The sequence below is a fragment of the Bradyrhizobium sp. genome, from assembly GCF_035701725.1.
Lineage (GTDB): Bacteria > Pseudomonadota > Alphaproteobacteria > Rhizobiales > Xanthobacteraceae > Bradyrhizobium.
In genome coordinates this window covers 1-11147 of record NZ_DASSRP010000052.1, presented here as the reverse complement: position 1 = coordinate 11147, position 11147 = coordinate 1, and the positions used below count along the sequence as shown (strand labels likewise).

Below are 11147 nucleotides of genomic sequence, written 5' to 3'. Positions count from 1 at the left end.
GCGGCTTCCCGAGCTTTCGCGCATCGAACTCAGGGGCGGTGCGGTCACCGTCGGCGCCGGCGTCCGCCAGGCCGCGCTGCTGGCGTGGCCCGAACTCGCGAAAGCCTTGCCTTTGCTGGCGCAAGCGCTGCCGTGGACCGGTCACGTTCAGACCCGAAGCCGGGGCACGGTGTGCGGTTCGATCGCGCATGCGGACCCCAGCGCCGAATTGCCGCTTGTGCTGTCCGCACTTGGCGGCGCCGTGCATCTGCGCAGCGCCGGGAAGCGTCGCCATGTGCCGGCGAAGGAATTCTTCGCCGGCATGATGGCCACCACCCGACAGGACGATGAGTTGATCGAGGCGGTCTCGTTTCCGGCCAGCCCACGACGATGTGCCTTCCGCGAGGTGGCGCGCCGCCATGGCGACTTCGCCATCGTCGCCTGCGCCGCCGTCGCCACCGACAACGGCGTGCGCCTTGCCGTCGGCGGCGTCGCCGACATGCCGGTGACCCGCGAGTTTTCCCACCTCGAAGCGGCAGCGCTCGACGAGGCCTTGAACGCGTTCGCTTACGAGCTCGATGCTCGCGACGACGTTCATGCCACGGCGCGCTATCGGCGCGATCTGGTTCGCCTGATCGGCAAAGATCTGGTGCGGGAGGTCTCGCCATGAGCCGTTTGCCCGCCAGCCATCGTCACGCCGTCCAGTTCACGCTCAACGGCAGGCCTTGCAGCGGCGAGGCCGAACCCCGGATGCTGCTTACCGATTTTCTGCGGCACGAGGTTGGCGCCACCGGCACCCATGTCGGCTGCGAGCACGGCGTCTGCGGCGCCTGCACGGTCGAGATCGACGGCAAACTGGCCCGCGCCTGCCTTACCCTGGCGGTGCAGGCCGACGGCTGCACGCTGCGAACAGTGGAAGGGCTCGCGCCCGCTCCGGACCGTCTGGGCATCTTGCAAGCGGCGTTCAAGCGCAATCACGCGTTGCAATGCGGATTTTGTACCGCCGGAATTTTGATGTCGCTCGACCATTTCCTGCGCGAGAACCCCAAGCCGAACGAACAGGCCATCCGCGACCTTCTGACCGGTCATCTGTGCCGCTGCACGGGTTACACTCCGATTCTGCGGGCGGCGATGGAGGCCGCGGCGGAGATGGCGGGCGAGGTGAAGAGAGAGAAGTCCGATGCTTGACCTGGGAACGAGCTTCATCGGCAGCGTCGCGCGCGATCCGCAGGCGCTCGCCGTCGTCGACGAGGGTGTTCGCCTGACTTACGCCGGATGGTACCGCCGCATCTCGTCGGTCGTCGCAGCCTTCGACCGCATCGGTTTGAAAGCCGGCGATCACATCGTCACAGTTCTGCAAAATTGCGAGGCGGCGGCGACCATCCACTGGGCCTGTCAGTTGGCGGGCATCGTCATCACGCCGATCAATTGGCGCGCCAAGGATGACGAACTCGATTTCTGCATCGAAAACTCCGAAGCCCGCGCGGTGGTCTATCAGGACATCTCCGCGCCCCCGGTTGCCCAATCAAAACGCGCGCAGAACCTGCCGCGCATCGCGGTCGGTTGCGACGATGCCAAGGCCATCGCTTTTACCCGCATCGTGGCCGAGCCGGCGCCGGACGCGACCCCGCGCGTGAGTGCGGAAGACTGGTCGATCATGCTTTATACATCGGGCACGACATCGCGGCCGAAAGGCGTGCCGCGGCGGCACCGCGCCGAGCGCGCCGCAGGTGTCGCTCATGTCGCGCAAAATCTTTATCGGCGTGGCGAACGCACGCTCGGCGTCATGCCGCTCTATCACACCATGGGCGTCCGCTCGCTGATCGCGATGTCGGTGATCGGCGGCACGTTCGTGTGTCTGCCGCGCTACGACACAAGAAAGGCGCTGGCGCTGATCGAGGCCGAAAAAGTCTCTAATCTCTATTTGGTCCCGACGCTGTACCACGATCTGGTCCACGCCCGCGAATTCGCCTCGACCGACGTGTCGAGCGTGCGCAAGCTCGGCTTCGCCGGTGCGTCGATGACCGACGGCCTGCTGAAGAAGCTCAACGAGGCTTTTCGTCCCGACCTGTTCGTCAATCACTACGGCAGTTCCGAGATCTACACCTTCACGATCGATCAGAACGCGCCGGTCAAACCAGGTTCGGCCGGCAGGGCCGGGATCAATCAGGAAATCAGGGTCGTGAAGCTGAACGCGACCTCGGTGACCGATCTGGCGGAGGTAGAAGAGGAGGGCGAGATCATCGCGCTGCTCGCCGGTGATGAGTCGTTCGACGGTTATTGGCGGCGGCCCGATGCGGATGCCAAATCGTTGCGCGACGGCTGGTATTTCACCGGCGATACCGGCTTCGTCGATTCCGACGGCGATCTCTTCGTCACCGGCCGGGTTGACGACATGATCATCACCGGCGGCGAAAACGTCTCGCCGGTCGAAATTGAAAGCTGCCTGTCGCTGCACCCGACCGTGCTCGAGGTCGCCGTCGTCGGGCTTCCTGACGAAAAGTGGGGCAAGGTCGTGACCGCCTTTGTCAAGCGCAAGGCGCCGGTCAGCGAAGCCGATCTTGATCAGTTTTGCCGGACCTCGGGGCTCGCTGACTTCAAGCGTCCAAGGCGTTTCGTCTTTGTCGATGCCTTGCCGAAGTCCCCGGTCGGAAAATTACTCCGCCGCCTCTTGGTGGCGGGCGACTATCAACCCGAACACGCGCCGCCGGCTGGTGGAGCTAGCGCGGCCTGATCAAGAAGAAAGGATTCACCATGGCTTCCACTTACACCTTCGCGGACCCGCGGCTCGCCAAGCTCGACGGGTTCCAGGTCGAGATCGACGAGGCGCGCGAGCGCGCCGATATCATCCTCAACCGGCCGCCGCTCAACGTCGTCTCGATGCCGGAGCGCGATCAGCTTCGCCTGGTGTTCGAGACGCTGGACGAGGACGCGCGCGTGCGCGTCATTGTCGTCCGCTCGGTCGGCGAACATTTTTCGAGCGGCGGTAATATCGGCGGCTTCATGGAGGCGACGCCCGAGAAGGTTTCGCAGCTTGCCTGGAACATCGCCTCGCCGGCGCGCTGTTCCAAGCCCGTGATCGTCGCCAACCGTGGCTATTGCTTCGGTGTCGGATTCGAATTGTCGCTGGCTTGCGACTTTCGCATCATTTCGGAGACTACGCTTTACGCCTTGCCGGAGCAGAAGCTCGGCCAGATCCCGGGTTCGGGCGGCTCGGCGCGTCTGCAGAAGATGGTCGGAATCACCCGGACCAAGGATATCGTGATGCGTTCGAAGCGCATCACTGCGAAGCAGGCCTTTGACTGGGGCATCGCCACTGAATGCGTGCCCGATGCCGAGCTTGAAAAAGCGACCGACAAATTGGTCGACGAACTCCGTACCTTCTCGCCGCTGGCACAGCGCACGGCCAAGAAGCTTCTCAACGATACCGAGGATTCGACGCTGTCGATTGCGATCGAACTGGAGGGGCATTGCTACAGCCGCTTGCGGCAGTCGGACGACTTCAAGGAGGGGGTCGAGGCGTTCAACGCCAAGCGGCCGCCAAAATTCATCGGAAGCTGAATTCAATCGTATTTTTCGGGGGCAAAGTTGGAGGGACAAATGTCGGTTGCTGATTCAAAGAGTATCGAGGTGTCACTGCCGGTCGACGCGCGGCAGAAGCGGAACGCGCTCGTCGCGTCGGTTCTCGGCTGGTCGCTGGACCTGTTCGACCTGTTTATTCTGCTCTATGTCGCGCCGGTTGTCGGTTCGTTGTTCTTCCCATCAAGCGTCCCGACGCTGTCGCTGGCCGCGGTCTATGCTTCGTTCGCCGTGACCCTGCTGATGCGGCCGGTCGGCTCGGCAATCTTCGGCCATTATGCCGACGTTCACGGCCGCAAGAGCGCGATGTTCTTCGCCATCATCGGCGTCGGCCTTTCGACCGCGGCGTTCGGCGTGCTGCCGACGATCGCGCAAGCCGGTTTCGTGGCGCCGGTGCTGTTCCTGATCCTGCGGCTGATCCAAGGCGTGTTTGTCGGCGGCGTGGTCGCCTCGACCCACACGATCGGGACCGAATCGGCAACGCCCGAGCATCGGGGCGCGATGTCCGGGCTGATCGGCGGCGGCGGCGCCGGGCTCGGCGCGCTGATCGCCTCGTTCGTCTTCCTGATTACGTCGACGGTTTTCCCGGGCGATGCGTTCGCGGTTTGGGGCTGGCGCTGCATGTTTTTCTCCGGCCTGCTCTCTTCGCTGCTCGGCTGGTTCATTTTCAACAGCCTGGAGGAGTCGCCGTTCTTCCAGGAGCGCCAGAAGCAGAAGGCCGCCGGCATGGCTCCCAAGACCGAAGCGCCGGTCAAGACGCTGTTTTCGAGCAGCTGGCGCAGCGTGCTGTTGCTCAATCTCCTGGTCACGTTCGGCGGTGGCGCCGGCTATTACATCACGTCCGGCTACCTGCCGACCTTCCTCAAAGTGGTGAACGGGGTTCCGAACAACATTTCGTCGCTGATCCTGATCGGCGGGAGCATCGTCACGATCATATCGGCGATCAGCGTCGGCGCGCTCAGTGACGTCATCGGACGCAAGAAGACGTTTATCGTCGCGGGCGTCTGCATGCTCGTGCTGTTGCCGCTCTGCTATCTCGGCATGGCCGCAACCAAGGACACCACCACCATCACGCTCTACGCGCTCGCGATCTCGTTTCTCGGCAATGCCGGCTACGCGCCGATCCTGATCTTCCTCAACGAGCGTTTTCCGACCGAGATCAGGGCCAGCGGCACCGGGCTGTCCTGGAACATCGGCTTTGCGCTCGGCGGCATCATGCCGACTTTCGTATCGCTGCTGGCCGGCAGCGTCGCGAACATCCCGATGGCGCTGACGGCGTTTGCGGTCGGCATTTTTGCGATCTATCTGATCGGCGCGTTGCTGGTCCCGGAGACCAAGGGCAACTTCCGCTGATTTCTTCTACGGTGCGCGCGCGGTGGTAATATCCGGAAATCAACCGGAACGGCCTGCATGAATTGGCTCTCCACCGCGTGGAACCGCCTTAAACGGCATCCGCTTGCCCGAATCGGGCCCGGACTTATTACCGGGGTCGCCGATGACGATCCGAGCGGCGTTGCCACCTATTCCCAGGCCGGAGCCCAGTTCGGCCTGGACATGCTCTGGACCATGCCGCTGGCCTATCCGCTGATGGCTGCCGTTCAATCGATGTGCGCGCAGATCGGGCGCGTGACCGGCAAGGGCTTGGCGGCCAACATCAAGGCTGTTTTCCCTGCACCTGTGCTTCTGGCGGTCGTGCTGCTGCTATTGATCGCGAACACGCTGAACATCGCCGCCGATGTCGCGGTCATGGGGGAAGTTGCCGAGCTCATCACGGGTCTCAACCGTCACGCGATGACGGCGCTGTTTGTGGTCCTGACGCTGTTGTTGCAGATCCTGGTGCCCTATCATCGCTACGTCTTCTTCCTGAAGTGGCTGACATTCTCGCTGCTGGCTTACGCCGCGGTGCTGTTCACCGTCCACGTCCCGTGGGCCGAGGTGGCACTGCGCACGGTATGGCCGCGCCTGACGTTCGACTTCGACACGGCCTCGATGGTGGTTGGCGTCTTTGGCACGACGATCAGTCCTTACCTGTTCTTCTGGCAAGCCTCGGAGGAAGTCGAGGATATCCAGGCCAAAGGCAAGTCCGGCTCGCTGCTAGCGCATCCCGGCGCGGCGCCGTCCGAACTCCGTCGTATCCGTTGGGACACCTGGGGCGGGATGTTCTACTCCGATCTCACCGCCTATTTCATCATGCTCGCCACCGCCGTCACGCTCCACGTTTCCGGCGTGACCAACATCGAGACGGCGGCTCAAGCGGCAAGCGCACTGCGCCCGCTGGCAGGTGATTTCGCATTTTCCCTTTTCGCGGCCGGTATCCTCGGCGTCGGATTGATGGGCGTTCCGGTTCTGGCCGGGTCTGCCGCCTATGCGTTTGCGGAAGCGAGAGGTTGGGAAGAGGGGCTCGAGCGGCGGGTGCAGGATGCGCGCGGCTTTTATGCCGTCATCGCCGTCAGCGTTCTTCTCGGACTGGTGATTCAGTACTCGCCGATCTCGCCGATGAAGGCGTTGTTCTGGAGCGCCGTCATCAATGGGATCGTGGCGGTGCCGTTGATGGCGATCGTGACTCTGATCGCCTCCAGCCGCTCGGTGATGGGCCGGTTTACTTCGAGCCGACCCATTGTCGTACTGGGATGGATCGCCACCGCCTTCATGGGCGGCGCGGCAGCCGTCATGCTGTTTCCGCGCTAGTGCCCCGATTGCGAAGCGCCACGTCGGCTTCTGCCGCGCCGGCGGTATCGAGCGCGCCGGCGACGGTCTTGACCGCGACGTTGCGCTTGGCGGCGGCATCGAGCGCATATCGTAGCAGCGAAGGCGTGCAGCCGAACGGGCTCGGCCTCGCCGTCACGTCATGGCCGTAGAAGATCAACCAGCCATTGGCGTCGACGGCGGCGTCGAACGCCCGGTCGATGCCCTCCTCGTCAATATTGCGGTTGATGAGCGGGGTTGCGCGCAGATATTGCAGGTCCACAACGCCGCTGTTGATGCCGGGAATGATGCCGCGCGAGGATCGAAACGCTTTCGCGAGCTGCGCCTTGCGCCATACCGATCCCAATCCGTAAGGGTAGGCGAAATTGTCCATGCGGATCGAGGGATCGATGCCGTGCAGATAGATGCGATTCTGCTCGATTTCGCGGGCGAGCCGCGTTGCATCGAGTTCGGTTGCGGGCTGATGCGAAAACGTATGGCAGGCAATCTCGTGACCGTGCCGGTGTAATTCGACGATGCCGTCGGCGCTGACGCCCTGCCAGTGCTCGTCAGGCTTGTCCACCAGACTGCCTGACACATAAAACGTGGCTTTGGCGTTGTACTGGTCGAGAATGGAGACGCCGTCGGTTGCGGCGCTCTCGGGAAAATCGTCGAAGGTGAAGCTGACCATCGGGCGTTCGTTGCGCAGCCTGAATGGCGTGACGCTGAAGTAGCGCGACAGACGATTGCTGACGCGCGCTTGCAATGCCGGTCGTTCGGGGCTCTCGGTCATCGCAGCCGCCCGTTACAGACTTGCTTCGGGCGCGGCGGCGCGCGCAGGCGCCGCGAGAAAGCCGATCCAGTTCCGGAACATGACGTTCGCGGCCGCGCCGGTGGCAATATCGTCCCGCAGCGTTCGCTCGGGCAATTCAGCGATGAGGGCGGGCCGGCGTTCGCTCTGGGCGCGCGATGCGAACGCAATAAGCCTCTGCTCCGTGTCCGCATCGAAATAACCGACGGGTATTCCGGGATAACGGTCGCGTTCGCCCGCCAGGAAGCGGGCAATGTCGCGCAGATATTCGCGCTCCAGCGACAAGGCCTCGTATTCCGGGTGCCCCTGGAAGAAGATGAACTCGCTGCCGAAATTCTTGGCGAAGCTGTCGACGCTGCCGCGAAGCGAGCGCGACAGCAATTGATAGCCCTTTGCCGCGAGATCATCCGCGCGGAGTTCGTTGAGGCGCGAATGGGCGATCTTGAACGGCGCGGCAAGGCCATTGGTCAACCAGTGCGCGGATGCGGCGGTACAGTCGTAGACGCCGGAGCACTTGGTTTCGAGTCTTTCGCGCTCGATCCCGTCGAGATGAAGCACCGCGGCATGCGCCGCCAGGCACGACCAGATGGTCGATCGCGTATTGTCCTTTGCCCAGTCGATGATGCCGGTGAGATCGCGCCAATAGGCCTCGTCATCCAGGCTCGGTGTGTGAGGCTCGGCGCCGGTGACGATCAATCCGTCGATCGGCAGCCGGTCGAGTTCGGCAATATCGGTGTATTGCCCCTCGATCCGCCCTTTCGCCGACTGCGACCGGTTCACGGACGCGAGCGAGAAGACGTGGAAGTCGATGCGGACATCGCCGGCCGCCTGCCGCAAAAGGCGCATGAACTGGCGTTCGGTCGCCTTCAACGCGCTGTCCGGCATGTTGTTGATGAGCCCGATCGTGAGGTCGGCATCGACCTCTTTCGGATGACCGAACTTATCCTCGCGCCGCTGCTGGGCCGGGACGAGGCCGGGACTGACGATCAGTCGCCGTTTTTCCAACAGGACGGTCATATCGGCTGGTTCATTCCGCCGCTTCGAGCCGGGTGGCCTGCGAGCTCGCTTTCGCCAGCGCCTGGTCGATATCCTCGATGATGTCGTCGACGTGCTCGATGCCGATCGACAGGCGGATGGTCTCGGGCAGGATGCCGGCCATGCGCTGCTGCTCGGCGTTCATCTGGCGATGGGTGGTCGAGGCCGGATGGCAGGCGAGCGACTTCGCATCGCCGATATTGACCAGCCGCGTGATCAGTTTCAGCTCGTCGTAGAATACCTTGCCCGCCTCCATGCCGCCCTTGATGCCGAAGGTGAAAAGCGAGGAAGCCCGGCCGCTCAGATATTTCGCAACCAGCGGATAATGCGGGCTGTCGCTGAAGCCCGCATAATTGACCCAGTCGACGCGCGGATCGTTACGCAGGAATTCGGCAACCTTGCGGGCGTTGGCGACGTGCCGCTCGACGCGGAGCGCAACCGTCTCGATGCCCTGCAGCAGCAGGAACGCGTTGAACGGCGACAACACGGCGCCCATGGTGCGCTGATAGACGCTGCGCGCTCGCTCGATGAAGGCCTTCTCGCCGAAACGTTCGGCATAGACCAGGCCGTGATAGGACGCATCCGGATTGTTGTAGGCCGGGAAGCGATCGGCGTGATCGGCCCAGCGGAAGCGGCCGCTGTCGACGATGGCGCCGCCGAGCGTGGTGCCGTGGCCGCCGAGAAACTTGGTCAGCGAGTGAATGGCGATATCGGCGCCGTAGTCGAACGGCCGCAGCAGGATCGGGGTCGCCACCGTGTTGTCGACCACCAGCGGCACGCCATGGCGATGCGCGACCTTGGCCAGCGCCTCGATGTCGCAGACGTTGCCGGCGGGGTTGCCGATGGTTTCCGCGAACACCGCCTTGGTGTTTTCATCGATCAGCTTCTCGATCGCATCGGCCTTGTCACTTTCGGCGAAGCGGGTGATGATGCCCTGACGTGGTAGAATGTGACCGAGCAGGGTGTGCGTGGTGCCATAGAGTTGCGGCACCGAGACGATGTTGCCGCCGCCGTCGGCGAGATTGACGATGGAGAAGTGCAGCGCGGCCTGCCCGGTGGCAACGGCGAGAGCGCCGACGCCGCCTTCAAGCTCAGCGATGCGTTTTTCAAGCACTGACGTGGTCGGATTGGCGATCCGGCTGTAACGATAGCCTTCGGCTTCGAGATTGAAGAGCGCGGCGCCATGGTCGGCGCTGTCGAATGCGTAAGCGGCGGTCTGATAGATCGGAACGGCGACCGACTTGGTGGCCAAATCGGGTTCGTAGCCGGCGTGAATGGCGATGGTTTCGCTGCGCATCGGTCGACCTCTACGTTCTTCGCGCGTAACGCACTTCAACGTGCTTTTTCCCAATCCAAAGTGTTAGATGGCGACCGTCAAGCCTTCAATAATTCGCGGCAAGATTGACGAAATAACCCTAACGAATGTGGCCCCGTTGGTTAAAGCTGCAATGAGACTGCTCATCACTTCGTAACCATCTTCGCCCGAGCACGGACCTGCGCACCACAAAGCCGCGCGCATTTGTCCGCGGTTCCGTACCGCGCAGCCGCGATGGAAAAGGAAATCCTTAGGAAATTCGGACAATATCGCCGCCATCATCCACCGCACCGCCGGTGCGAGTTCCGGCGACGAGAGCGCAAATGGCCATACCGACCCCGACCGTGAAGCCGGTCGAGTTTTCCGAGACCTTAACCTTCTTCGACGGCGACTGGCACGCAGGCAACGTGCCGATCATGGGCCCTCGCACCCACGCTGCGTGGCTGGCCTCGACCGTGTTCGATGGCGCGCGTGCGTTCGAAGGCGTGACGCCGGATCTCGATCTGCACTGCGAGCGGGTCAACCGCTCCGCGGCCAATTTTAAGCTCAAGCCGGTCGTCGACGTCGGAACCTGGATGGCGCTGGCGCGCGAGGGCATTGCGCGTTTCGGCGCCAAGGCCGAACTCTATATCCGGCCGATGTATTGGGCACAGACCGGCGCCGGCGGCGGCGTGCTGTTCGATCCGGAAACCACGAACTGGTGCCTGTGCATCTATGCGGCGCCGATGCCGCCGATCACGGGTTCCGCGATCACGCTGTCGCCGTTCCGCCGTCCGACCATGGAAAGCGCGCCGGTCGATTGCAAGGCGGGCTGCCTCTATCCGAACAATTCGCGGGCGCTGCTCGAGGCGCAATCGCGCGGCTTCAACAACTGCCTGTTGCTCGATGCGCTCGGCAATGTCGCCGAGTTCGGCAATTCGAACGTGTTCATGGCAAAAGACGGCGTGGTCTACACGCCAGCGCCGAACGGAACGTTTCTCAACGGCATCACGCGGCAGCGGGTGATGGCGCTGTTGTGCGCCGATGGCGTCACCGTGGTCGAGACCACGCTGAAGTACCAGGATTTCGCCGGCGCCGACGAGATCTTTTCCAGCGGCAACTTCGCCAAGGTCGCGCCGGTGATCCGGATCGACGACCGTTCATTGCAGGCCGGGCCGTTCTTTCAGCGCGCCCGCAAGCTGTACTGGGAATTCGCGCATAGCTGAGGATTGGTTTGCGCGTCATTCCGGGGCGATGCAAAGCATCGAACCCGGAATCTCGAGATTCCGGGTCTGGTGCTATCCGCGACAAAATAGCTTCGCTATTTGTCGCACGCACAATCCCGGAATGTATCAGAGCCCGAGCACGTCGCGCACGCCCGCCGGCCACTTCGCCAGATCCGTACCGTGGGTGTGGAACATCGCCACCGCCAGGCGGTCCATGCCGAAGGCGACGCAGCCGGTATGCGCGGATGCGTTGTCGGCATCCTTGATGTACCACACGGTGCCGAAGTGATCGCGGTGGTAGTTGAAGCTCATACAGGCCGTCGGTTGCGCTTCCGAGCGCAACGGAACGAGCAATTCGAATTTCAGTGACTGCTGCTTCTGGCTGACCGCCTTCATCTGGCCGACGCGGCCGAAGAAGGGATCGCTGGCATAGTCGACGCGGAAGGTGAGGCCGAGGTCGCGCGCGATCGCCTGCGCCTTGACCATCCAGCGATCGCGGAAGTCGGACACATCTTCGGGGCTGCCGATGCAGACATAT

10 protein-coding genes and 1 pseudogene are annotated in these 11147 nt (G+C 63.1%); 7 read left to right on the top strand and 4 right to left on the bottom strand.

Annotated features, from left to right (window positions below; genetic code table 11):
• From VFL62_RS02705 to VFL62_RS02680, 6 genes are all read left to right on the top strand, one after another.
• Window positions 1–649, top strand: a 649-nt coding sequence (locus tag VFL62_RS02705) for an FAD binding domain-containing protein (RefSeq protein WP_325170839.1), incomplete at its 5' end; no start/stop codon positions are given.
• Complete coding sequence (locus VFL62_RS02700) at window positions 646–1167, top strand: (2Fe-2S)-binding protein (RefSeq protein WP_325170838.1); 522 nt, start codon at window positions 646–648, stop codon at window positions 1165–1167. The genes VFL62_RS02705 and VFL62_RS02700, both read left to right, overlap by 4 nt.
• Window positions 1160–2713 (top strand): AMP-binding protein, encoded by a 1554-nt coding sequence (locus tag VFL62_RS02695; protein WP_325170837.1) that lies wholly within the window; start codon window positions 1160–1162, stop codon window positions 2711–2713. Before VFL62_RS02700 ends, VFL62_RS02695 begins: the two co-directional genes overlap by 8 nt.
• Before the next feature lie 20 nt (window positions 2714–2733).
• On the top strand, window positions 2734–3540 hold the full coding sequence (locus VFL62_RS02690; RefSeq protein ID WP_325170836.1) for an enoyl-CoA hydratase/isomerase family protein: 807 nt from the start codon (window positions 2734–2736) through the stop codon (window positions 3538–3540).
• Between the two features lie 39 nt (window positions 3541–3579).
• Entirely contained in the window at window positions 3580–4911 is a 1332-nt protein-coding gene (locus VFL62_RS02685; protein ID WP_325170835.1) for an MFS transporter, read from the top strand.
• A gap of 57 nt (window positions 4912–4968) precedes the next feature.
• Complete coding sequence (locus VFL62_RS02680) at window positions 4969–6246, top strand: divalent metal cation transporter (RefSeq protein ID WP_325170834.1); 1278 nt, start codon at window positions 4969–4971, stop codon at window positions 6244–6246.
• On the opposite strand, the gene VFL62_RS02675 is transcribed toward VFL62_RS02680, so the two are convergent.
• The 3 genes from VFL62_RS02675 to VFL62_RS02665 are packed head-to-tail and all read right to left on the bottom strand — an operon-like array spanning window position 6227 to window position 9386.
• Window positions 6227–7036, bottom strand: a complete 810-nt coding sequence (locus tag VFL62_RS02675) for a polysaccharide deacetylase family protein (RefSeq protein WP_325170833.1) — start codon at window positions 7034–7036, stop codon at window positions 6227–6229. The genes VFL62_RS02680 and VFL62_RS02675 overlap by 20 nt on opposite strands.
• Before the next feature lie 12 nt (window positions 7037–7048).
• Window positions 7049–8071 carry a homoserine O-succinyltransferase MetA gene (metA, locus tag VFL62_RS02670; RefSeq protein WP_325170832.1) on the bottom strand — a complete coding sequence of 341 codons (1023 nt, stop codon included), beginning with the start codon at window positions 8069–8071 and terminating at the stop codon, window positions 7049–7051.
• A 10-nt stretch (window positions 8072–8081) separates the two neighbouring features.
• Window positions 8082–9386, bottom strand: a complete 1305-nt coding sequence (locus VFL62_RS02665; RefSeq protein WP_325170831.1) for an O-acetylhomoserine aminocarboxypropyltransferase/cysteine synthase family protein — start codon at window positions 9384–9386, stop codon at window positions 8082–8084.
• 341 nt (window positions 9387–9727) lie between these two features.
• On the opposite strand from VFL62_RS02665, the gene VFL62_RS02660 reads away from it, so the two are divergent.
• Complete coding sequence (locus VFL62_RS02660; protein ID WP_325170830.1) at window positions 9728–10609, top strand: branched-chain amino acid aminotransferase; 882 nt, start codon at window positions 9728–9730, stop codon at window positions 10607–10609.
• A 126-nt stretch (window positions 10610–10735) separates the two neighbouring features.
• On the opposite strand, the pseudogene VFL62_RS02655 reads toward VFL62_RS02660, so the two are convergent.
• Window positions 10736–11147: pseudogene (locus VFL62_RS02655) on the bottom strand (hypothetical protein); the annotation flags it as partial.